Source organism: Enterobacter kobei (assembly GCF_001729765.1).
GTDB lineage: Bacteria > Pseudomonadota > Gammaproteobacteria > Enterobacterales > Enterobacteriaceae > Enterobacter > Enterobacter kobei.
On sequence record NZ_CP017181.1, the window covers coordinates 2,240,368 to 2,263,034 of the forward strand.

Annotated in this window: 22 protein-coding genes; 10 read left to right on the forward strand and 12 right to left on the reverse strand. The window is 57.3% G+C overall.

From position 1 onward, the window contains the following. Nucleotide 1 precedes the first annotated feature (1 nt). The 5 genes from BFV64_RS10915 to BFV64_RS10935 are packed head-to-tail and all read left to right on the forward strand — an operon-like array spanning nucleotide 2 to nucleotide 3,468. Nucleotides 2–724, forward strand: coding sequence for a DUF1365 domain-containing protein (locus BFV64_RS10915; protein WP_069602065.1), 723 nt, complete (start codon nucleotides 2–4; stop codon nucleotides 722–724). Further along, the gene (locus BFV64_RS10920; protein WP_014883747.1) at nucleotides 721–1,941 is read left to right on the forward strand and encodes an SAM-dependent methyltransferase; all 1,221 of its coding nucleotides are present in this window, start codon (nucleotides 721–723) and stop codon (nucleotides 1,939–1,941) included. Before BFV64_RS10915 ends, BFV64_RS10920 begins: the two co-directional genes overlap by 4 nt. After that, nucleotides 1,938–2,423: a DUF2878 domain-containing protein gene (locus BFV64_RS10925; protein ID WP_014883748.1), complete on the forward strand. Its 486-nt coding sequence runs from the start codon at nucleotides 1,938–1,940 to the stop codon at nucleotides 2,421–2,423. Before BFV64_RS10920 ends, BFV64_RS10925 begins: the two co-directional genes overlap by 4 nt. Next, nucleotides 2,420–2,944, forward strand: coding sequence for a hypothetical protein (locus tag BFV64_RS10930; RefSeq protein ID WP_014883749.1), 525 nt, complete (start codon nucleotides 2,420–2,422; stop codon nucleotides 2,942–2,944). The genes BFV64_RS10925 and BFV64_RS10930 overlap by 4 nt, the downstream gene beginning before the upstream one ends. After that, nucleotides 2,941–3,468 (forward strand): DUF3833 domain-containing protein, encoded by a 528-nt coding sequence (locus BFV64_RS10935; RefSeq protein WP_014883750.1) that lies wholly within the window; start codon nucleotides 2,941–2,943, stop codon nucleotides 3,466–3,468. Before BFV64_RS10930 ends, BFV64_RS10935 begins: the two co-directional genes overlap by 4 nt. A 2-nt stretch (nucleotides 3,469–3,470) precedes the next feature. Here the strand turns inward: BFV64_RS10935 and BFV64_RS10940 are convergent, their stop codons facing one another. Together BFV64_RS10940 and BFV64_RS10945 are read right to left on the reverse strand one after the other, a co-directional pair. Further along, the gene (locus BFV64_RS10940) at nucleotides 3,471–3,929 is read right to left on the reverse strand and encodes a DMT family transporter (protein WP_023330358.1); all 459 of its coding nucleotides are present in this window, start codon (nucleotides 3,927–3,929) and stop codon (nucleotides 3,471–3,473) included. A gap of 3 nt (nucleotides 3,930–3,932) precedes the next feature. Then, nucleotides 3,933–4,367, reverse strand: coding sequence for a DMT family transporter (locus BFV64_RS10945; RefSeq protein WP_014883752.1), 435 nt, complete (start codon nucleotides 4,365–4,367; stop codon nucleotides 3,933–3,935). A gap of 95 nt (nucleotides 4,368–4,462) precedes the next feature. Here BFV64_RS10945 and BFV64_RS10950 point away from each other — a divergent pair, with 95 nt between their 5' ends. Then, entirely contained in the window at nucleotides 4,463–5,395 is a 933-nt protein-coding gene (locus tag BFV64_RS10950; RefSeq protein ID WP_023330359.1) for a LysR family transcriptional regulator, read from the forward strand. Between the two features lie 4 nt (nucleotides 5,396–5,399). On the opposite strand, the gene BFV64_RS10955 is transcribed toward BFV64_RS10950, so the two are convergent. Both BFV64_RS10955 and BFV64_RS10960 read right to left on the reverse strand, forming a co-directional pair. Further along, complete coding sequence (locus BFV64_RS10955) at nucleotides 5,400–6,428, reverse strand: methionine synthase (RefSeq protein WP_014883754.1); 1,029 nt, start codon at nucleotides 6,426–6,428, stop codon at nucleotides 5,400–5,402. A gap of 23 nt (nucleotides 6,429–6,451) precedes the next feature. Continuing rightward, nucleotides 6,452–7,426, reverse strand: a complete 975-nt coding sequence (locus tag BFV64_RS10960) for a DUF1852 domain-containing protein (protein WP_023338301.1) — start codon at nucleotides 7,424–7,426, stop codon at nucleotides 6,452–6,454. A 299-nt stretch (nucleotides 7,427–7,725) separates the two neighbouring features. Between BFV64_RS10960 and BFV64_RS10965 the strand changes: the two genes are divergently transcribed. Further along, a complete protein-coding gene (locus BFV64_RS10965) occupies nucleotides 7,726–8,265 on the forward strand; it encodes a DUF2058 domain-containing protein (RefSeq protein WP_032636630.1) in 540 nt (179 codons plus the stop codon). 7 nt (nucleotides 8,266–8,272) lie between these two features. On the opposite strand, the gene BFV64_RS10970 is transcribed toward BFV64_RS10965, so the two are convergent. Both BFV64_RS10970 and azoR read right to left on the reverse strand, forming a co-directional pair. Then, nucleotides 8,273–8,959 (reverse strand): RluA family pseudouridine synthase, encoded by a 687-nt coding sequence (locus BFV64_RS10970; protein WP_023330362.1) that lies wholly within the window; start codon nucleotides 8,957–8,959, stop codon nucleotides 8,273–8,275. Between the two features lie 89 nt (nucleotides 8,960–9,048). Continuing rightward, entirely contained in the window at nucleotides 9,049–9,654 is a 606-nt protein-coding gene (azoR, locus tag BFV64_RS10975; protein WP_008502313.1) for an FMN-dependent NADH-azoreductase, read from the reverse strand. 205 nt (nucleotides 9,655–9,859) lie between these two features. On the opposite strand from azoR, the gene hrpA reads away from it, so the two are divergent. Further along, complete coding sequence (gene hrpA / locus BFV64_RS10980; protein ID WP_069602066.1) at nucleotides 9,860–13,762, forward strand: ATP-dependent RNA helicase HrpA; 3,903 nt, start codon at nucleotides 9,860–9,862, stop codon at nucleotides 13,760–13,762. A 70-nt stretch (nucleotides 13,763–13,832) separates the two neighbouring features. On the opposite strand, the gene BFV64_RS10985 is transcribed toward hrpA, so the two are convergent. The 4 genes from BFV64_RS10985 to BFV64_RS11000 form a co-directional block, all read right to left on the reverse strand. Then, nucleotides 13,833–14,492, reverse strand: a complete 660-nt coding sequence (locus tag BFV64_RS10985; protein WP_069602067.1) for an O-methyltransferase — start codon at nucleotides 14,490–14,492, stop codon at nucleotides 13,833–13,835. Between the two features lie 102 nt (nucleotides 14,493–14,594). Beyond that, nucleotides 14,595–15,974, reverse strand: coding sequence for an efflux transporter outer membrane subunit (locus BFV64_RS10990; protein ID WP_069602068.1), 1,380 nt, complete (start codon nucleotides 15,972–15,974; stop codon nucleotides 14,595–14,597). Next, a complete protein-coding gene (locus tag BFV64_RS10995; RefSeq protein WP_045268113.1) occupies nucleotides 15,971–17,053 on the reverse strand; it encodes an HlyD family secretion protein in 1,083 nt (360 codons plus the stop codon). Before BFV64_RS10995 ends, BFV64_RS10990 begins: the two co-directional genes overlap by 4 nt. A gap of 22 nt (nucleotides 17,054–17,075) precedes the next feature. Further along, nucleotides 17,076–18,728 (reverse strand): MFS transporter, encoded by a 1,653-nt coding sequence (locus BFV64_RS11000; RefSeq protein ID WP_023337255.1) that lies wholly within the window; start codon nucleotides 18,726–18,728, stop codon nucleotides 17,076–17,078. A gap of 203 nt (nucleotides 18,729–18,931) precedes the next feature. On the opposite strand from BFV64_RS11000, the gene BFV64_RS11005 reads away from it, so the two are divergent. Next, nucleotides 18,932–19,726: a YdcF family protein gene (locus BFV64_RS11005; RefSeq protein ID WP_059373441.1), complete on the forward strand. Its 795-nt coding sequence runs from the start codon at nucleotides 18,932–18,934 to the stop codon at nucleotides 19,724–19,726. Nucleotides 19,727–19,780: 54 nt separating this feature from the next. Here BFV64_RS11005 and gap read toward each other — a convergent pair whose 3' ends face one another. Beyond that, entirely contained in the window at nucleotides 19,781–20,782 is a 1,002-nt protein-coding gene (gene gap / locus BFV64_RS11010; protein ID WP_014883763.1) for a type I glyceraldehyde-3-phosphate dehydrogenase, read from the reverse strand. 190 nt (nucleotides 20,783–20,972) lie between these two features. Between gap and cybB the strand changes: the two genes are divergently transcribed. After that, a complete protein-coding gene (gene cybB, locus BFV64_RS11015) occupies nucleotides 20,973–21,503 on the forward strand; it encodes a cytochrome b561 (RefSeq protein WP_023330369.1) in 531 nt (176 codons plus the stop codon). A 90-nt stretch (nucleotides 21,504–21,593) separates the two neighbouring features. Here cybB and BFV64_RS11020 read toward each other — a convergent pair whose 3' ends face one another. Then, nucleotides 21,594–22,661, reverse strand: coding sequence for an oxidoreductase (locus BFV64_RS11020; protein WP_047344204.1), 1,068 nt, complete (start codon nucleotides 22,659–22,661; stop codon nucleotides 21,594–21,596). Nucleotides 22,662–22,667 lie beyond the last annotated feature (6 nt).

The following is a 22,667-nucleotide window of genomic DNA, read 5'->3' on the forward strand; positions in this document are numbered from 1 at the left end:
GATGAACAGCTGCCTCTATCACGGCGTATTACGCCACCGCCGCCTCCAGCCGAAAACCCACGAATTTCGCTACAGCGTCTTTATGGCCTGGCTGGATCTGGATGAACTGCCGCTGCTGGCTGACGTCGGCGTACGGCGCAATCGCTTCGCCGCCGCCGCGTTTTATGACAGGGACAATCCGCTGGGTACGCCGCTCAAAGAGAACGTCCTGAACACGCTGGAGGGGCTCACCGGAGAACGTCCCGGCGGACGAGTCATGCTCCTGACGCAGCTGCGCTATTTTGGGTTTCATTTCAATCCAGTCAACTTTTACTACTGCTATGACGAGAAGGGGACGTTGGGCTGGGTGCTGGCGGAGGTCCGCAACACGCCGTGGAACGAGCGGCATTACTATGCCGTCAACGGACAGGACGCGCAGCCGACGGAAAAAGCGTTTCACGTTTCCCCCTTCAACCCAATGGACATGATCTACCACTGGCGCTTCAACAACCCGGATAACACCTTGCATATGCACATTGAAAATCATCAGGACGCGAAGGTGTTTGACGCCACGCTGGCGCTACGCCGGGAGCCTCTGACGCGTCCGGCACTGCGTGCGTTACTGCTGCGCATTCCACTGATGACCCTGAAAACCGTTTTCGCTATTTACTGGCAGGCGCTGAGGCTGTGGCTCAAGCGCGTGCCGTTGCATAACCATCCCGTCAGCAGGAGTGAACGCTCATGACCGATCCCGTCTTTGCGCTAGAACCCGATATCCCGCGCAACGTCCGCATTGCGCGTTGGCTGCTTTTCCGTCTGTTAAGCGGTATTCGTGGCGGCTCGCTCACGCTGCGTGAAGGGGCACAGACATTCCATTTTGGCGAGACATCCTCCGCGCTGCACGCCGACATTCAGATCCTCGCGCCCGGCGTCTACTGGCGCGTCTTAACGGGCGGGAGCCTTGCCGCCGCAGAAGCCTGGATGGATGGCGAATGGGAAACCACGCAACTCACGCCGCTTCTGGAAATCCTGGCCCTTAATGGCGAGGTGCTTGGCCGTCTGGAGAAAGGGTTCCGGCTGCTCGGTAGACCGCTGGAGCGGCTGCGCCACTGGACGCGGCGCAATTCCCGGGCCCAGGCGCGTGAAAATATTGCCGCGCATTACGACCTGGGCAATACCTTTTATTCACATTTTCTGGATAAGGAGCTGCTTTACTCCAGCGCCCTGTTTACTGCGGATGAGCAGGATCTCACGGCGGCGCAGCAGGCCAAAATGGCGCGTCTGTGCGAACAGCTGGCGCTGTGTGAGTCCGATCACCTGCTGGAAATCGGTACCGGCTGGGGGGCGATGGCGGAATACGCGGCACGTCACTACGGCTGTCGGGTAACCACCACCACGCTGTCGCAGGAGCAGTATATCTGGGCAACCGAGCGGATCGCCCGCGCCGGGTTGCAGGACCGCGTTGAGGTTCTGCTTTGTGATTATCGCGACCTCACCGGGCAGTACGACAAGCTGGTCTCGATAGAGATGATTGAAGCCGTCGGGCAACGCTATCTGCCCGTGTTCTTCCGAACCTGTCAGGCGCGGCTGCGCCCGGGTGGCCGGATGGCGATTCAGGCCATTACCATTCAGGACCAGCGCTACCGCGACTACAGCAAAAGCGTCGATTTTATCCAGCGCTACATTTTCCCCGGCGGCTTCCTGCCGAGCATCACAGCGATGAATGAGCTGATGACGCGCCATACCGATTTTGTGGTCCGTAACCTCTTTGACATGGGGCCAGACTATGCCCGCACGCTGGCCCACTGGCGGCAGCGCTTTGTTCATGCCTGGCAGGAGATTGAAAAGCTCGGCTTCGACGAACGGTTCCGCCGTATGTGGCTGTACTACTTTGGCTACTGCGAAGCCGGGTTTAACGCCCGCACCATCAGCGTGGTGCAACTGACCGCCGAACGCGTATGAGACGTTATCTTCAGGTCTTTCTGCTGGCCGTCGGGTTCGATCTTTACTGGGCGCTGGTGGTGATCTTTCGTGAGCAGGGCCTGATTATCTGGCTTGCGCTGGCGGTGCTCGCCTGCCTGTTTTTGCCGCCGGTATACCGCCTTTACGCCATCGGTCTGGCGGCAGCGGGCAGCGTACTGGATGCGCTCTGGGCGTTGACGGGGCTGATTGCCTTCACCGGCGAGTCCCTGATGCCGCTATGGATGGTGGCATTGTGGCTGATGTTCGCCACCGTCTGGACACAGCTTGCGCGCACGACCACGTTACCCGGCTGGCTGCTGACGCTGCTGGCCGCCGTGGGAGGGCCGGTGGCGTACCTGATTGGCGAGCGGCTGGGTGCTATCACCTTTCAGGAGCCGACCTTTATCGTCGTCAGCTGGATGGTGCCGGGCTGGCTGGTATTAATGTTGTTTTTCCACCTGCTGATGGGGAGACAAAAATGAGAGCAGCGGTTTTCCTCCTTTGGCTGACGATGGTGATCCCTGCGGCCCACGCCGCCGACTGGCTGGCCTGGCGTAAGGTGGGTGACGCCACGCTCACCTGGGGCCCGTTTACGGTTTATACCTCCCAGCTGCGCACGCCGGACGGTCGCTACCGCGCGGCGGATCAGGATCAGGCGTTGATTATCACCTACGCGCGCGACATTGAACGTGATGAACTGGTGGAGGCCACGCGCGATCAGTGGCAGGCGCAGGGGATTTTGCAGCGGGAGCCGCAAAGCGAAGGCTGGTTACAGATGCTTCGTTCGCTGTGGCCGGATGTCCGGCCGGGCTCACAGCTGGCGTTTGTCCTCGATGATAAGCAGGGACAGTTCTGGTACCGCGCGTCAGCAACGCAGAAAAGCTTTATTCCACTTGGCCCGCGCCAGTCAGAAGCATTCAGCACGCGCTTTCTGGCCATCTGGCTCGATCCCCGCACGCAATATCCTGAACTGCGTCAGCAGTTACTTGGAGGACAAAAATGAAACGTTTCCTGATGATGGTGCTGGCATTGACCATGCTGCTGGCAGGCTGTAGCACAGAGGTGGCCGAGTATCGCCAGCAGCAGCCACGGCTTGATATCTTCGACTACTTCCAGGGGAAAACCGAAGCGTGGGGCATGGTGCAGGATCGCAGCGGTAAACAGATCCGCCGCTTTCACGTGGAGATTGCAGGGGATGTTATCGGCGATACGCTGACGCTCAATGAGCACTTCGTGTATGACGATGGCGAGAAGCAACAGCGGGTATGGCACATCCGCAGGCTGGGGAACGATCGCTACGAGGGAACGGCGGGGGATATCGAAGGGGTCGCTACGGGGCAGGCGGCAGGTAACGCCTTTAACTGGCATTACAGCATGAAGGTCAAAGCCAACGGCAGTAGCTGGCTACTGAAGTTTGACGACTGGATGTACCTTCAGGATGAGACCCATCTGTTTAATAAAACCGAGATGAAGAAATTTGGCGTCACCGTCGCCACGGTGACGCTGTTCTTTACCCGGAAGACGTGAGTCTAGTCGCGGGCGCTGTAGATTTTGCTGCTCGAGTAGATGAAATACAGCGCAATCCCCAGGCAGATAACCGCGCCCAGACGGCTCGGCGAAAAGGGAATAGCGGGATTACCCAACCAGCCAAAGTTATCTATCAACATGCTCATGGTGAGCTGGCCGAATATCACCGCCACCGTGGCGACGGCGGTGCCGATGCGCTGTACGGCAAGCACCATAATCACGATATAGGGCACGCCAAACATCGCGCCGAGGAGCTGCCATTTGGGTACGTCCAGCAGCGTGACCGCATGCTTAGGCTCAAAGAAAAATATGAGCAGGGCGGTCACCAGTGCGCCGACGGAAAAGGTCAGAAACGCGCTTTTGAATACCCCCACGCTGCTGCCGAGCTGTCCGTTAATCGCGGCCTGAATGCTCAGCGTAGCGCCGCCGCAAACGGCGAGAAGAATCATAATCAGTGTCATACGTTACCCCTGTGCGACCAGAACCAGTGCCGCAATGATGAACCCCAGTGCAATAATGCGCTTCGCATTTATCTTTCTGTGCGGCGAGCCCAGCAGACCGTAGTGGTCAATGATCAGGCTTTTAAAGACCTGACCGGCCAAAATCCCAATCATGGTCATTGCGATGCCGATGGCGGGTGTCGCAACGGTCAGGATGACCACGTACACCGGGCCGAGCACGCCGCCGAGCAACTGCCAGCCGGGCTGGGCAAAAAACGAGGGGCTGTTACGCGGGCTAAAAAACAGCATCAGTAAAAACGTCAGTGCGGCACCGACCCCAAAAATACTGAACGTGGCCCATAAGTCGCCCACTTCGCCCCCCAGTGGCCCCAGTAATCCCGCCTCAATGGAGAGACCCATCCCTCCGGCTATCACCAGTAAAATCAACACAAACTGCATAACGCTTCCTCCGTTTTAAGGCGAAGAAGATTACGTCGGTCGTCCAGTGAGAAAAATGCCATAATGCAGGAAACACCTTTGCAGGAAATGCATTAATGTTCGATGCCAGTAATATCAACGTCCGCGCGCTGCTGATCTTTATTGAGGTCTATGAAGCGCAGAATTTCTCCGTCGTCGCGCGGCGGCAGGGGATATCAGCCTCACAGATATCGCGCGTTATTCACCAGCTTGAGGATGCCCTCGGTCAGCAGCTGTTCTACCGCAATACGCGCGCGGTGATCCCCACCGAAAGTGGTCATCTGTTTATCCGCTATGCCCGGGCGATGGTCGAAAACGTCGAAGAGGCGCGGCGTGAGCTGGATGAACGTTCGTCGGAACCATCCGGCACAATCCGCATTAATGGGCCGGTATTTTTTGGGCAGAGGCATGTTGCGCCAGGCCTGGCGGAGCTGACCGAGCGTTATCCGCGGTTAAACATTGAGCTCACGCTGACCGATGACTTTATCGACCCGCACCGGGATGCGGCCGATCTTATCTTTCGCATTGGCATGTTGACGGACTCGACGTTCCACGCCCGCATTTTTGGTCAGCAGCGTTACCACCTTGCCGCGTCGCCCGCGTATCTGCGCAAACACGGCGTGCCGGACGATCCGGCCACGCTGAGCGATCATCAATGTCTGGTCTATCGCGGTTCGTCCGGGCCTAACCGCTGGCTGGTGCGTCGCGAGGGGGAGAACTGGATACACTATCCGGTGGTGGCGCGGATGACATCCAATAATGCGGAGTCGTTGCTCACTGCCGCGCTGGGCGGGATGGGGATCGTCCTGTTTCCGGACTGGCTGATTGGCGATAGGCTCCAGCGGGGAGAGCTTGTCGCACTTCTGCCGGAAATGGCGTGTGCGATCAACACGGAGCCGCTGAACATTGCGGCGATCTATCCACATGCACGTCATCCGCCCCTGAACGTCAGGGCGGTGATTGATTATTACGTCGAACGCTTTGGTACGCCGCCGTACTGGCAAACGTAAAGGATTACGCGCCGAGCTCTTTACGGATAATCTCTGCGCCTGCGCTGAGGGCTCTCAGCTTACCGTTTGCGACGTGACGGGAAAGGGGGGCCATACCGCAGTTGGTCGAAGGGTAAAGCTTGTCGGCATCGACAAACTGCAGCGCTTTACGCAGGGTATCGGCGACTTCCTCCGGCGTTTCAACGGTGTTCGTTGCCACATCAATCGCGCCAACCATCACTTTTTTACCGCGGATCAGCGCCAGCAGATCCATCGGCACGCGGGAGTTGTGGCACTCCAGAGAGATAATGTCGATGTTCGAGGTCTGCAGCTTAGGGAAAGCCTCTTCGTACTGGCGCCACTCAGAGCCGAGCGTTTTTTTCCAGTCGGTATTGGCTTTGATGCCATAGCCATAGCAGATATGGACCGCAGTTTCGCACTTCAGCCCTTCAATGGCGCGTTCCAGCGCGGCGATGCCCCAGTCGTTGACCTCGTCAAAAAAGACGTTAAATGCCGGTTCGTCGAACTGGATAATATCTACGCCTGCAGCCTCTAGCTCCCGCGCTTCCTGATTGAGGATTTTGGCGAATTCCCAGGCCAGCTTTTCGCGGCTTTTATAGTGCGCGTCGTAAAGGGTGTCGATCATGGTCATCGGTCCGGGGAGGGCCCATTTGATCGGCTTATCCGTGAGCTGGCGCAGGTACTTTGCATCGTCGACGAATACCGGTTTCTGACGTGCCACAGCAGAAACCACGGTCGGCACGCTGGCGTCATAACGGTTACGAATGCGTACCGTCTGGCGGTTTTCAAAATCCACGCCGCTCAGGTGTTCGATAAAGGTGGTGACGAAGTGCTGGCGGGTCTGTTCGCCGTCGCTGACAATGTCGATTCCCGCACGGATCTGCTCATCCAGTGACAAACGCAGCGCATCCTGTTTTCCTGCCAGTAATTCCTGATCCTCTAATTTCCACGGAGACCACAGCGTTTCAGGTTGTGCAAGCCAGGTCGGCTTAGGCAGGCTGCCAGCCGTAGACGTCGGGAGCAATGTTTTCATAATAAAAGACCTATTTTGATGAATTAAAGCGTGTAGTTATCAGACCACTGCTCAAGAATGTGTTTATAAGGCTTAATAAAGTATTCTTCGGTGAATCGACCCTGTTCAATCGCCAGACGGCTTCGTTCTTCACGGTCATAAACAATTTTGGTGAATGAGTGATCCTGCTGGTTCAGATCCGGTCGGAAGCACAGTCCCGCCGACGAGTTGGCGTTATAAATTTCCGGGCGATAGATTTTCTGAAACGTTTCCATCGTGCTGATGGTGGCGATCAGTTCAAGATTGCTGTAATCGTTCAGCAAATCACCGGTATAAAAGAACGCAAAGGGCGCCACGCTGTTTTCTGGCATGAAATAGCGTACCTTCAGGCCCATTTTGGCAAAGTACAGTTCCGTTAATGACTCGCCATCCGGCTGATACTCAATGCCAAGTACAGGATGCTGGTTGCCGGTGCGGCGGTAGGTGTCTTTGCTGGAAACGCTGAGGCAGATCACCGGTCCTTTTCTGAAGTTCTCTTTGTATTCCGGCGAATTCACAAAATGGCGGAATATGTTGCCGTGCAATTCACCAAACTTTTCCGGAACGCTGAAGTGCTGTTGGTTCTTGTTATGTTCCAGCAGCAGAACGCTGAAATCATAATCCCGCACGTAAGACGAAAAATTATTGCCGACAATCCCCGGGATACGCAGGTTGTTTTTCTTGTCGACGATGGTGGTTTGCAATATCTCAATGGCCGGGAACGGCTTATCCGCACCAATGTTCAGATCGACGGAGATAATTTCAAGCTCAACCGCGTAGCGATCGGCGTTGGGGTTATCCCAGCGCGCCAGTGCGTTGAAGCGGTTATTGATCATCACCAGGGTATTGCGCAGGTTTTCCTGACGCTTTTCTCCGCGCGCCAGGTTGGCAAAGTTGGTGGTGGTACGCGTATTTTCTGACGGGTTGTAATTCTCATCGAAGCAACTGCGCTTAAGGGTATAGGTGAAAGCTTTGCTCATTGTCGTTATGCATCCTAAGTTCATGTTGCTAAGAAGTTACCGATGCATAATTTATGCCTGACCCCGCGGCGCAGGGGAAGTGACTTAATTTCACTGCAACATGAGCGAAGTTCATGAAGCGTGATACTCGCGTGTCGCTGCCTTCTTGCCGGGTGGCGCTGCGCTTACCCGGCCTACGGTGCAGCGTCGTATATGTGCTTTGCCGTTGCCGTTAACCCGCTGTAGAGGATTGGCTTTTTTTTATTTCTGTTCAATTCCCGCTATAATCCCCAAAATTTCCAACCGGTTTAGAAACGATCATGACAAAACTCACCTTACAAGAGCAGATGCTGAAAGCGGGCCTCGTTAGCAGCAAGAAAGCGGCGAAAGTGCAGCGTACGGCAAAGAAATCACGCGTTCAGGCTCGTGAGGCGCGCGAAGCAGTAGAAGAGAATAAAAAAGCGCAGATCGAGCGTGACAAGCAGCTCAGCGAACAGCAGAAGCAGGCCGTGCTGGCAAAAGAGTTTAAAGCACAGGTGAAGCAGCTGATTGAGATGAACCGCATCACCGTGGCGAAAGGCAATATCACCTTTAACTTCACTGACGGTAATCTGATCAAAAAACTCGACGTCGACAAGCAAACCCAGACTCAGCTGATCAACGGCCGTCTGGCGATTGCCCGTCTGGTGATTAACGCCAGCGGCGACTGTGAATACGCGATTATCCCGGCAGTCGTGGCCGATAAAATTGCCCAGCGTGATGCCGACTGCATTGTGTTAAACAGCGCGCTCAGTCAGGAAGAGCAGGATGAAGACGATCCCTACGCGGACTTCAAAATCCCTGACGATTTGATGTGGTAAACCGCCGTCAGAACGGGGCGGTGTGACGGGCAGTAACCGGCTCGCCGCTCACCGGATGAATAAAATTCAGCTCGCAGGCATGCAGCATCAGCCGGGGCGTAATTTCCGCCCCCGGCGCGTCAAGACCGCCATACAGATCGCAGCCCAGAATCGGGTGCCCCAGCTGCTGGCAATGAATACGCAGCTGATGGGTTCGCCCGGTTTCCGGGGTAAGCGTCACCCGCGTTAACGGCACTCCCGTTCCCTGATAAAAACGTTCCACCACCCGATAGCGGGAGCGGGCGGGTTTACCGTTAATGGCGCAGATTGACATCAGCGGGAACAGCGCCGGATCTTTGGCAATCGGGGCATCTATCACGCCCTCATCGTTTTCCAGATGTCCGCAAAGCAGGGCGCTGTAAACTTTCTCCACGCTGCGCTGGCTGAACTGCTGGCAGAGCGCCGCATTGATCGCTTTATTACGCGCAATCACCATCAGCCCGGACGTGCCGAAATCGAGACGATGTACCAGCGTGCAGCCCGGGAACGTCTGAACCAGACGATAATGGACAGAATCAAGGTTTTGCGGATTTTTCCCCGAGAGGCTGAGCAGACCGGAAGGCTTATTGATCAGCAGCAGATGTTCATCCTGCCAGAGGATCTCGATGTCGTCATGACACGGTGGGGCAATAAAAGAATCAATAATCGCAGACATCAGGCCGCCCGGCTGGAGAGTGGGAGCGGATGATAACGAAATGTGCAGAAAAGAAAAACCCTCCCACCGGGCGGTGAGAGGGGGAAATCTTAGGCGGCAACCAGGCTGTCGATCGCGGCTTTCGCGTCGGTCTGCGCTTTCGTCGCCACTTCAGGACCGTAAGCGATGCCTTCCGCGAACACGAAGTTCACGTCAGTGATGCCGATGAAGCCCAGGAACAGGCTCAGGTACGGCGCAACCAGGTCGGTTGGGGTGTCTTTATGGATACCGCCGCGGCTGGTCAGTACGATCGCACGCTTGCCTTTCACCAGACCTTCAGGGCCGTTTTCAGTGTAACGGAAGGTTACGCCAGCACGCGCCACCAGGTCGAAGTAGTTCTTCAGCTGAGTAGGGATGTTGAAGTTGTACATTGGGGCGTTAATCACGATAACGTCGTGCGCCTGCAGCTCAGCAATCAGTTCGTCGGACAGGGCCAGGGCTTCCTGCTGACGCGGGCTCAGCGGAGCATCGCTCGGACGCAGCGCGCCAACCAGTTCACCGTCCAGCACAGGAATAGGGTTTGCCGCCAGGTCGCGCACGGTGATTTCGTCAGCGGAATGCTGTTCACGCCACTGTTCAACGAAATAATCAGACAGCTGACCAGACTGAGAGTACCCTGCCAGAATACTGGATTTCAACACTAATACTTTGCTCATGGATGATTCCTGTTTTTGCATTTGATTGAAGGGGGTTGCCCCGTTGCTTGTTGACACTCTATTCACAATCCTGCCACAGAGATAGCGCAATATATCGAAGTCTATGTTCGAATTTTTTGAATAAGGCGCAGAAAGCGTCAATGTGGTACTCTATAGCAATCATTAAAAAGAGATTTTACCCGGCAGAGCACTGCCCATTAACGCTATGACAGAACACCAAAAAATCACCTTCCCGATGCTCCTGCAAAGGCTTGATGCCCTGATGCTGCGCGATAAACAGCGGTTTGCGCGTCGTCTGCACGGCGTGAAGAAGGTTAAAAATCCTGATGCACAACAGGCCATTTATCAGGAGATGGCGAAAGAGATTGAACAGGCAGCAGGGAAAGTTGTGCTGCGCGAAGCTGCACGTCCGGCAATTACCTACCCGGAAAACCTGCCTGTCAGTCAGAAAAAACAGGACATCCTGGAAGCCGTGCGCGACCACCAGGTGGTAATTGTCGCAGGGGAAACCGGTTCGGGGAAAACCACTCAGCTGCCGAAAATCTGCATGGAGCTGGGGCGCGGGGTGAAAGGTCTGATTGGCCACACCCAGCCGCGTCGTCTGGCGGCGCGTACCGTGGCGAACCGTATTGCCGAAGAGCTGCAAACCGAGCCGGGTGGCTGCATCGGTTACAAGGTGCGATTCAGCGACCACGTCAGCGATAACACCATGGTCAAGCTGATGACTGACGGTATCCTGCTGGCGGAAATCCAGCAGGATCGCCTGCTGATGCAGTACGACACCATCATCATCGACGAAGCGCACGAGCGCAGCCTGAACATTGACTTCCTGCTCGGTTACCTGAAAGAACTGCTGCCGCGTCGTCCGGATCTGAAAATCATCATCACCTCCGCGACCATCGACCCGGAGCGCTTCTCGAAGCATTTCAACAATGCGCCGATAATTGAAGTGTCAGGACGCACGTACCCGGTGGAAGTGCGCTATCGCCCGATTGTCGAAGAGGCGGATGATACCGAGCGCGACCAGCTCCAGGCCATCTTCGACGCTGTCGACGAACTGGGCAACGAAAGTGCGGGCGACATTCTGATCTTTATGAGCGGCGAGCGCGAAATTCGCGACACCGCCGATGCGCTCAGCAAGCGCGATCTGCGTCATACGGAGATCCTGCCCCTGTACGCGCGCCTGTCGAACAGCGAGCAGAACCGCGTGTTCCAGCCGCACGGCGGACGCCGCATTGTGCTGGCGACCAACGTGGCGGAAACCTCGCTGACCGTACCGGGGATCAAATACGTGATCGACCCGGGCACGGCGCGTATCAGCCGCTACAGCTACCGCACCAAGGTGCAACGCCTGCCAATAGAGCCGGTTTCTCAGGCGTCGGCCAACCAGCGTAAAGGCCGCTGCGGTCGTGTGTCGGAAGGGATCTGTATTCGTCTCTATTCCGAAGACGATTTCCTGTCGCGCCCGGAGTTTACCGACCCGGAAATTCTGCGTACCAACCTGGCGTCCGTTATCCTGCAGATGACTGCCCTGGGGCTGGGCGACATCGCGGCGTTCCCGTTCGTGGAAGCGCCGGACAAACGCAACATTCAGGACGGTGTCCGCCTGCTGGAAGAGTTGGGGGCCATTACCACCGACGAGCAGGCGACGGTCTATAAACTGACGCCGCTGGGTCGTCAGCTCAGCCAGTTGCCGGTCGACCCGCGTCTGGCGCGCATGGTGCTGGAAGCCCAGAAGCACGGCTGCGTGCGCGAGGCGATGATTATTACCTCTGCGCTCTCCATTCAGGATCCGCGCGAGCGTCCGATGGATAAACAGCAGGCGTCAGATGAAAAACACCGTCGCTTCCACGACAAAGAGTCCGATTTCCTCGCCTTCGTGAACCTGTGGAACTATCTCGGCGAGCAGCAGAAAGCGCTCTCCTCGAACCAGTTCCGCCGCCAGTGCCGCGTGGATTTCCTCAACTACCTGCGCGTGCGCGAGTGGCAGGATATCTACACCCAGCTGCGCCAGGTGGTGAAAGAGCTGGGCATTCCGGTGAACAGCGAGCCGGCGGAGTACCGTGAAATTCATATCGCGCTGCTGACCGGCCTGCTGTCCCACATTGGGATGAAGGACGCAGAGAAGCAGGAATATACTGGCGCGCGCAATGCCCGTTTCTCCATCTTCCCCGGTTCCGGCTTATTCAAGAAGCCGCCGAAGTGGACCATGGTGGCCGAGCTGGTGGAAACCAGCCGCCTGTGGGGACGCATTGCCGCGCGGATCGACCCGGAATGGGTTGAGCCAGTCGCGCAGCATCTGCTGAAACGCTCATACAGTGAACCACACTGGGAGCGTGCGCAGGGGGCAGTGATGGCGACCGAGAAGGTGACCGTTTATGGCCTGCCGGTGGTGGCCGCGCGTAAGGTCAACTACAGCCAGATTGACCCGGCGCTCAGCCGCGAGCTGTTTATCCGCCACGCGCTGGTGGAGGGCGACTGGCAGACGCGCCATGCGTTCTTCCGCGAAAACCTGAAGCTGCGCGCCGAGGTGGAAGAGCTTGAGCATAAATCCCGCCGTCGCGACATCCTGGTAGACGACGAGGCGCTGTTCGAATTTTACGATCAGCGCATCAGTCACGATGTGATTTCCGCCCGCCACTTTGACAGCTGGTGGAAGAAGGCCAGTAAAGAGACGCCGGACCTGCTCAATTTTGAAAAGAGCATGTTGATTAAAGAGGGGGCGGAGTCGGTCAGCAAGCTCGACTACCCGAACTTCTGGCATCAGGGCAATCTCAAGCTGCGTCTGACCTATCAGTTTGAACCGGGGGCCGATGCGGACGGCGTGACCGTCCACATTCCGCTGCCGCTGTTAAACCAGGTCGACGAGAGCGGGTTTGAATGGCAGATCCCCGGCCTCCGCCGCGAGCTGGTCATTGCGCTGATTAAATCGCTGCCGAAACCGGTGCGGCGTAATTTTGTGCCTGCGCCGAACTACGCCGAAGCGTTTTTGGGCCGCGTCACGCCGCTGGAGCTGCCGCTGCTGGACGCGCTGGAGCGAGAATTCCGCCGTATGACCGGCACCACCATTGACCGCGAAGACTGGAACTGGGATCAGGTACCCGATCACCTGAAAATCAGCTTCCGCGTGGTGGATGATAAAAACAAAAAGCTGCTGGAAGGGCGTTCCCTGAGCGAGCTAAAAGAGGCGCTGAAAGGGAAAGTCCAGGAGACGCTCTCTGCGGTGGCGGACGACGGTATCGAGCAGAGCGGGCTGCATATCTGGAGTTTTGGTCAGCTTCCGGAAAGCTACGAGCAAAAACGCGGTAACTATAAGGTGAAAGCCTGGCCAGCGCTGGTGGACGAGCGCGACAGCGTGGCGATCAAGCTGTTTGATAACCCGCAGGAACAGCAGCAGATGATGTGGCGCGGGCTGCGTCGCCTGCTGCTGCTGAACATTCCGTCGCCGATTAAGTACCTGCACGAGAAGTTGCCGAATAAGGCCAAGCTGGGTCTGTACTTTAACCCGTACGGCAAAGTGCTGGATCTGATTGACGACTGCATCTCCTGCGGCGTGGACAAACTGATCCACGAAGCGGGCGGTCCGGTCTGGACGGAAGAGGGCTTTGCTCAGCTTCATGAAAAGGTCCGCGCGGAGCTCAACGACACCGTGGTGGAGATTGCCAAACAGGTCGAGCAGATCCTCACCGCCGTGTTCAACATCAACAAGCGCCTGAAGGGGCGCGTGGATATGACCATGGCGCTGGGGCTGTCGGACGTGAAGGCGCAGATGGCGGGGCTGGTGTATCGTGGCTTTGTCACCGGCAACGGCTTCAACCGTCTCGGCGATACGCTGCGCTATCTGCAGGCCATTGAAAAACGTCTGGAGAAAATGGCCATCGACCCGCACCGCGATCGCGCGCAGATGTTGAAAGTGGAAAGCGTGCAGCAGGCGTGGCAGCAGTGGCTAAACAAGCTGCCGCCGGCGCGCCGCGACGATGAAGACGTGCAGGCGATCCGCTGGATGATCGAGGAGCTACGCGTCAGCTTCTTTGCCCAGCAGCTCGGTACCCCGTATCCGATTTCGGATAAGCGTATCCTGCAGGCGATGGAGCAGATCCCTGGCTAAAAGCTTTGCCCGATTTTCTCCCTCTCCCTGTGGGAGAGGGTCGGGGTGAGGGCATCAGCCCGCACAATTTTCACCCGTTCACAATCGCCAGCGTAAACCCATCCCATCCCTTAACCCCCACCGTTTGCAGCGCGGTGGCGGTTAAGCGCGGGTTATCTCCAGTCATCTCGATAAAACGCCGCACGCCCTGCACGCGCGCGTCGTCGCTTTGCCCGTTAACGACTTCACCCTCGCGCACCACGTTATCGCCGATAATTACCGTACCGGGACGGGAATAGTGCAACGCCCACTCCAGATAGCCGGGATTGTTCGGCTTATCGGCATCAACAAAGATCAGGTCGAACGGCGGAACGTCACCAAAATTTTCGAGCGAGCTCAGCGCCGGGCCTTCAACCAGTTCAATGCGATCGTTCAGCCCCGCGAGGTGAATATTCTGACGCGCAACGTCGGCATGACTCGGGTCGGCCTCCAGCGTGATCAGCTTTCCGTCCGGCGGCAGGGCGCGCGCCATCCAGATTGAGCTATAGGCACCCAGCGTCCCGATCTCGAGAATGCGTCTTGCCTGCGTCATGCGCACGAACAGCGCCAGCAGCTGCCCCTGGTTGGCCGCCACGTCGTGTTCGGGCAGCCCGGCGCGCTTGTTGTTTTCCAGGATCTGACTCAGTACGTCATCGTCAGGGATCAGCGAAGAAATCATGAAATTATCTACTGCAGACCACTGTTGTTGCATAGATTGACTCCTTGGGAAGGATTGCCGGGTGGCGGCTACGCCTTACCCGGCCTACGGGTGCGAAATCCAGGACCGGTAAGCGACGCGCCACCGGGCAGGATTTCAGGCACTGCCCCAGCCGCCGCCCAGCGCCCTGTATAAATCAATCTGCGCCAGCAGCAGGTTATTTTTCAACTGCACGACGCTGGTCTGGACCGAGAACAGCGTGCGCTGCGCGTCCAGTACGTCCAGATAGGATGAATACCCGTTGCGATAGCGATTCTGCGCAATGCGCAGCGTCTCCTGCGCCACAGCCTGCTGGGCGAGTAGCTCCGTCAGCTGTTCCTGATAGCGCGTAATGGCATCAAGGCTGTTGTTCACTTCCGCAAACGCGTTACGCACGGTTTTTTCATAGGCGTACAGCGCCTGGTTACGCTGAGACTGGGAAATATCCACCTGCGCATTCAGCGCCTGGCGGTTCAGCAGCGGGGCAAGAATACTGCCCCCGGCGCTCCAGAGCTGAAGCGGATTGTCCAGCAGGCCAGAAAGGGTACGATCCTGAATCGATCCGGTGGCGGTCAGGTTGATCGATGGCAGCAGGCTGGCGCGCGACGCGGCAAGGGAGGAATCCGCCGCCACCAGCTGGCGTTCAGCCTGAACGATATCCGGGCGACGGTTCAGAAGCGTGGAAGGCAGCTGCGACGGCAGCTTCAGCGGCGTTAGCCTTGCAAAGCTTTCGCTGCGCGCTACCGCGCCGGGATTGCTTCCCAGCAGCAGGCTAAGCGCATTTTCCTGCTGCGCAATCTGATGCTGTAACACGGGCACCTGCGCCCGCGTTGAACGTAATTCGGAGTCAGACTGCATCAGCTCCAGGCGCGAACTGTAGCCGGTTTCAAACTGACGTTTCGCGAGGTTAAACGCCTCCTCGCGGGACTTCAGCGTGGATTCGGTCACGCGCAGCTGTTCGTCAAGTGAGAGCAGGGTGACGTACCCGGAAGCCACGGACGAGGCGACAGTCAAATCCGCGGCGGCAGCGGCGGCTTTTTGCGCCTCCAGCGACGCCTGAGCGGCATTCGCCGTGCTGCGGTTGACGCCCCAGAGATCAACGTCGTAGCTCGCCGTCAGGCTGCCTCTGTACACCGTACCGTAGACGGGCAACCCGGTCGCAGCGGATTGCGAACGGGCGCGCGTCCCCGTGACGCCCGCGTCAAGCGAGGGAAACAGGCTGCCATCGGCCGCAAAGACCCGCGCCTGATACTCGTTTATCCGTTCGCGGGCGATCAACACGTCACTGTTATTCTTAAGCGCCTGGTCCACATAGCGGTTCAGGTGGTTGTCATGAAAGTTACGCCACCAGAGCTGTTCCGTCGGGCTGGTTGGCCCCGAGGTTGCCCGCCATTGCGCAGGAATGTGCAGCGTGGGCTGCGCCGGTTTGACGTCGACGGACTGGCATCCGGCCAGTATCACCGCCACGACCAGTCCGGCTATCGGACGCAGGATCATGGTTTCGCCTCCCGCGTATCAATTGTTACCTGTACCGACATGCCCGGACGCAGCAGGGCGGATTCCTCTGGCTTACCGAGTACCTCAATGCGCACCGGAATTCGCTGGGCAATTTTGACAAAGTTACCGGTGGCGTTATCCGGCGTGATCGCACTGAATTCCACGCCGGTTGCGGGAGAGATGCTCTCCACGCGGCCCTGATACGCTTTGTCGTTCAGGGCATCGACGGTGAATTTCACCGGCTGACCGACGCGCAACTCCGCGAGCTGGGTCTCTTTGATATTGGCAATAACCCAGTGCTGGGGGGGCACAAGAGTAGTGAGATGGGTCCCGGCGGTCACATACGCCCCGAGACGCACGGCAATCTGCCCCAGCTGGCCATCACGCGGGGCCACAATGCGGGTGTTTTGCAGATCGATCTGCGCCAGCTCCAGCGCCGCTTTGGCGTTCTCAACGTCCGCCTCCAGCGCCCCGCGATTGACAATCACCGTCTGCAGATCCTGACGCGACATCTCAAGCGTTGCTTTCGCCTGGTCGATATCGGCGCTGCCCTGAGCCGCGTTTGCCAGGGCGGCATCGCGTTCGCGAACGGAAAGTGACCCATCCGCCGTCAGATCCTTCACGCGCTTCAAATCCGCCTGGGTTTTCAGGCTCTGGGCGCGGGCATTTTTCAGCGCGGCTTCATTTTTGGCAATCGTCGCTTCGGCGCTTTTACGCTGCTGCAGGTTATTATTCAGGGCGGCAATTTTCATCGCCAGCTGCGCCTCGGCCTGATGCACCCGCTGACGGTAGATGCGGTCATCAATCTGCAGCAGCAGATCGCCTTTTTTGACCTGCACAAAGTCCTGAACCTTCACCTCTGTGATATAGCCATTCACCTGCGGGCTGATAAACGTCGTTTGTCCCCGCACGTAGGCGTTGTCGGTAAACTGCACGTGTCGGGTAAAGGGCGGTAACTGCCAGGCGTAAAGGATCACCAGCACGCCGACAAGACCGATGGCAGCGGCTGTGAAAACGGAAACAATGCGCACATTTTTGCGGGTGTTGGCCTGCTCTTTGGCGGCATCCTGCTGACTCATAAATTCTCCAGAACTCTTTCAATTACTTGTTGCCGGTGGCGTTCTTCAGCGCCATACGGGCAGTGATGCGCAGACGCAGCAATCGCCATAAAATCCAGACCAGCGTGGCGGCAGCGATGCTTGCCGTCAGAAGATAAGTATCGTTGTAAGCCAGAATATTTGCCTCAAGGGCGGTGACGCTTTGTAGTTGGGTAATCGCCTGAGTCCCCAACAGCGAACTGTCACCGATCAGGCTTTTATACATCTGGGTATAAAGCTGAATGCGCTCGTTGACCAGCGGGTTGAGCGTGGTGAGCTGGTCTGCCAGCAGGCTGGAGTGGTACTTCTCACGCCAGGTCTGGAAAGTACCGAGGATCGCCGACCCGAGCAGACCGCCGAGGTTCTGGCTCATGCCAAACATGACCGAGAAGCTGACCAGATTACGCGGGTCGGCGATCACTCCGCCAATGGCGGCCAGCATGGCCGGGGCGAGGAAGAAGGCGCTGCCGAAGCCCAGCAGGAACTGGCTGACCATCAGCTGGTCCGGGCGGGTCAGGTTATTGGACTGGCTGTCCAGCAGCGAGGCAATGATCATCAGCGCCAGGGAGGTAATAATCGGCCACGCCAGTTTTGTGGGCTTGATGGTGAGACAGCTGGTGACGATCCCGCAGACGATCCCGGCGAAAATGGACCACGCCAGATGGGTCATCTGCTCATTCTGTAATCCCACATACTGTAACCAGCCAATCACCCCGGTATTTTGCTCCGCCAGCACGATGCGGATCAGCAGCATAATCAGTCCCAGACGGACGATGCTGCCGCTCGACAGCCAGCGGGTATTCAGCAGCGGGTTAGTGCGGTTATGTTCAAAGACGATGGCGGACACAATCAGCACCAGCGATAACGCCAGCGACCAGCCGATCCACGGCGCTTCAAACCACCAGTCCAGACGTCCCAGCGACAGCACCGCGCACAGCAAGGCCATGCCCGGCGCCAGCAGAAAGAAGGTGACAAAGTCTTTCTTCTCAAAGACCTTGCGTCGGTCGCCCGGCGGCAGCTTCAGCGCGATCACGCAGGCCAGGGAGATCAGCGCCAGCCCCAGTTCAAAGAAATACAATCCGCGCCACTCGTCCAGCTGGAGCAGTTCAGTCGAAAACAGCCGCGCCAGCGGAATGGCGAGTGACGAGCCGGTAATGCCGATGGTCAGCGCCTTCAGGCGATGTTTCGCCGGCCAGGCCTGGATCTGGTAGTAAATCCCCAGCGAGCTGAGCGCGGCGGCCACCATCCCGTGCGCGGCGCGCACCATCAGCGCTGAGCTGAGATCGTTAACAAACAGATGGAAAAAGGTGACCAGCACATACAGCACCAGAAACCCTTCGGTGAAGGCGCGCAGACCGTACTGCTGGCGGAATTTGACCAGCAGCAGGTTGATGGAGATGTTGGTCATGACATAGACCGCGGGCAGCCAGGCGATCTCCGTTGACCAGGCGCCGAAGGTGCCCTGCAGGTTTTGCAGATTGGCGGTCACCACCGCATTACCCAGCGCCCCCGTCAGGCACACCAGCAGGCCCACGACGCCGTAGGCAATCCGTTTGGGCGTGCTGTGTTCGGGTGTGGAAGGCGACCCCAGCAGAGCGGGTTTCTCATGTGGCTGCCACTCGCGAGGAGCATAAGGATCGCGTTCGGGCAGGCGCATAACGTTGTTTACCTTAGAAATAATGGAAAAATGTGTCGACTGGCGATTCTACGTCTGCCGCAAATGATAATTCAAGTGAATATGATTTACGCATGTTAATCAAATGTTGAGAGGGCTTTTAAGGAAAAAGAGCGGCACAGCACCGCCGTTGTGTTGATAAGTCGAAGTCGCTACCCTGAGGTAACACTGAGGAGGAGTTCACCATGGTTCAGCCCCATTTCCCCGTCCTGCCGGACGCTACGCTTACGGCCATCAATACTGTCGGTGAATGGCTGGCGCAGGACGATCTCCGCGGCACGTCTCAAACCCCGGATGTTGATGGGGTGATTCTGGCAGGAAACGCGGTGATCCCGACCATTGAAGCAGCCTGCCGAATTGCCGCAGAAAAGCAGGTTCCGCTGCTGATTAGCGGCGGTATCGGCCACTCGACAACGTTTTTGTATGATGCGATCCGTCACCACCCCCGTTATCACCCACTGCCGGTGTCCGGGCGGGCGGAAGCAAGCATTCTTGCCGACATTGCGCGGGAGTTCTGGCAGATCCCCGAGTCGCGCCTGTGGGTTGAAGATTGCTCCACTAACTGCGGAGAAAACGCCCGATTTAGCTGGAACATGCTGAAACAGCACCAGCGAACAAGCGGACGAATGCTGGTGGTTCAGGATCCGACGATGCAGCGCCGTACGATGGCGACATTCGCCCGCGTTTGCCGCGATGAGCCCGTTTCTCCGCAGTGGATTAGCCACCCGGGAATGACGCCAATACTGCAAAACGGCAAAAACGGCGTGGTATTTAGCGAGGGTAACGCAGGGCTGTGGGCCGTTGAGCGTTACCTTTCGCTGGTGATGGGGGAACTGCCGCGTCTGTATGACGATGAGAACGGCTACGGCCCGGCCGGGCGGGATTTTATCGCGCCCGTCGAATTCCCTGAGGCTGTCACCGAAGCCTGGAAACAGCTTCAGCAGGATCCGGTCCTGAAGGTGGCGCGTAAAATCATCTGAGCACGGGGCAATCCCCTCGCCCCTTTGGGGAGAGGGTCAGGGTGAGGGGGAATTTCACAGCGCGGCGAACTTATCCAGCGTACGCACCAGCTGCGTCACGAAACCATACTCGTTGTCATACCACGCGACGGCCTTCACCAGTTGCAGGTCTCCCGCTTCCGACACCTCCGTCTGTGTGGCGTCGAATACCGAACCGTAGTGCGAACCAATCACGTCTGACGACACAATTTCATCATCGGTATACCCGAACGATTTATTCCCCTGTGTCGCCTTTTTCAGCGCAGCGTTGATCTCCTCAACGGTAACTTTCTTGCCCAGAATGGCGACCAGCTCGGTGACGGAGCCGGTTTTTACCGGCACGCGCTGCGCGTGGCCTTTCAGCTTGCCGCTGAGCGCAGGGATCACCAGGCCGATGGCTTTTGCCGCACCGGTCGTGTGCGGAATAATGTTCTCAGCTGCTGCCCGCGAGGCGCGTAGATCTTTCCCGCGCGGTCCATCCACCAGCGCCTGGGTGCCGGTGTAGGCATGGATGGTGGTCATGGTGCCCACTTTTATTTCAAACGCATCGTGCAGGGCTTTTGCCAGCGGGGCCAGGCAGTTGGTGGTGCAGGACGCGACGGAAATAATGGTGTCACTGGCGTTAATCGTGTCGTCATTCACGCTATAGACGATGGTTTTCATGTCACCTGCAGGTGCCGAAATCAGCACTTTTTTCGCACCTGCGTCCAGATGTGACCGGGATTTCTCTTCAGAGGTGTAGAAGCCGGTGCACTCCACGACAATATCCACCCCCGCCGTTTTCCATGGAATATGCTTTGCCTCTTTCTCCGCGTATACCGCAATGGTCTTACCGTCGACGATCAGCGCATCTTCAGTGAAATCTACGCTCCACGGGAAGCCCCCGTAGTTGGAATCATGTCTTAGCAGGTAAGCCAGTACTTTCGGGGAGGTGAGGTCGTTGATGGCGACGACAGTATTACTGTCCTGAGTTTCAAGAAGGCGGCGCAGAACAAGGCGTCCAATGCGTCCGAATCCGTTAATGCCAATTTTACTCATTGTGTTCTCCTGTGAACATGTCGATACGACAGTTTGAACTCATCCAGGCTTAGACCATCACGGACAGGGCGGCAATTGAAGATACTTCATCCGCAGGGAAGTGACTGAAAAGTCATACAGAAAAGTTAATGAATTTTTAAGGAAAGGAGATTATGTTGGCGCGGTGACTGTTTTTTTTTCAGGAAATCCCATGCGTACTAAATATTCAAGCCTGCAGATTGCGATTCACTGGCTGGTGTTTTTGTTAGTTGTCGTCGCCTACTGCGCGATGGAGTTTAGAGGCTTTTTCCCGCGTACCGATCGCCCGGTGATAAACATGATCCACGTCTCCTGCGGGATCTCGGTGCTGGTGCTGATGGTGGCGAGATTGCTCATCCGCCTTAAATATCCCGCACCGCCTATTCAGCCGAAACCCAAAGCGATGATCACCGGTATGTCGCACCTTGGGCATCTCATCGTTTATCTGCTGTTTATTGCGCTGCCGCTGATTGGCATTGTGATGATGTATAACCGCGGAAACGACTGGTTTGCCTTTGGCCTGCTGATGCCGCATGCGGCGGAAGGGAATTTTGATCTGGTGGATATGCTGAAGGAGTGGCACGAGACGCTCGCCAATCTCGGCTATTTCGTGATTGGTCTGCACGCGGCGGCGGCGCTAATGCATCACTATTTCTGGAAAGACAATACGCTGCTGCGCATGATGCCGAAAAAGCGTCAGTAGTCTTTTCGCCCGGCGGCGCTTCGCTTGCACGGGCCTACAAACGGCTCAAACTCGTAGGCCGGGTAAGCGCAGCGCCACCCGGCTTGTTTTTTAACCCAGCAGCGCACGCTCTTCAGCCGTTAACGCCAGCGTCTGCGTCGTCCCGGTCTCTGATGATTTCACCGCCGCTTCCAGCACAGCCATGACCGCTAACGCCTCGACAGGGTGAACGGGATGGGGGATTTCCCCGCGCAGCGCATCACGCACGTGGATGTAATACTGGCGCTGGTCGCCTTTCGGCGTGACAACCGTCTGCGTTGCACCGTCTGCCCCGAAGAACACCATGCTGTCGCTGTCTTCTCCCCAGGTTTCGCTGCCGGGGATCACACCCGCAAGCAGTTGTGCTTCCTGCTGATCGATTCTGGCCTTCACCACGCTGCCTTTATCCCCGTGAACGGTAAAGCGCGCCGTCCCGCCAGCGACCAGCATGCTGGCGTGCAGAATAACCTTGTGCGCCGGGTAATTTAAAACCACATGCGCCCAGTCGTCGATCTCCGCACCCTCACGCAGCGTCGCGATATTCCCCTGAACCGACTCAGGCAGGCCAAACAGCTGTAGCGTCTGGTCGATCAGGTGCGGCCCTAGGTCAAACCACAGACCGCTACCGGGAACGTTCTGCTCGCGCCAGCGCACGCGGACTTCCGGACGGAAGCGATCAATATGCGACTCCAGGTGCTTGACCTTGCCGAGCGTGCCTTGCGCAATAATCTGTTTAATGCCGAGGAAATCGCTGTCCCAGCGGCGGTTATGAAAAACAGAGAGCAGGAGCTGTTTTTCATCCGCCAGCGCGATCAGGTCGCGGGCTTCCTTCATGTCGAGGGTAAAAGGCTTATCCACGACGACATGTTTCCCGGCGTTCAGGGCTAGCGTAGCCAGCGGGGCGTGAGTGGCGTTAGGCGAGGCAATCACCACCACGTCGATATCAGGATGCTGAATAGCCTCTTCCGGTGTCGCGACCACGAGCACATCCGGAAGATCGCGTTTTACCTTCTCTTCATCACGGGAAGAGACCACCGCCAGCCTAAGCCCGTCCACGGACTGGATCAGCGGAGCATGGAAGGTTTTACCCACAAATCCATACCCGATCAGCGCAATGTTGATTGTTTGAACTTTACTCATGACCTT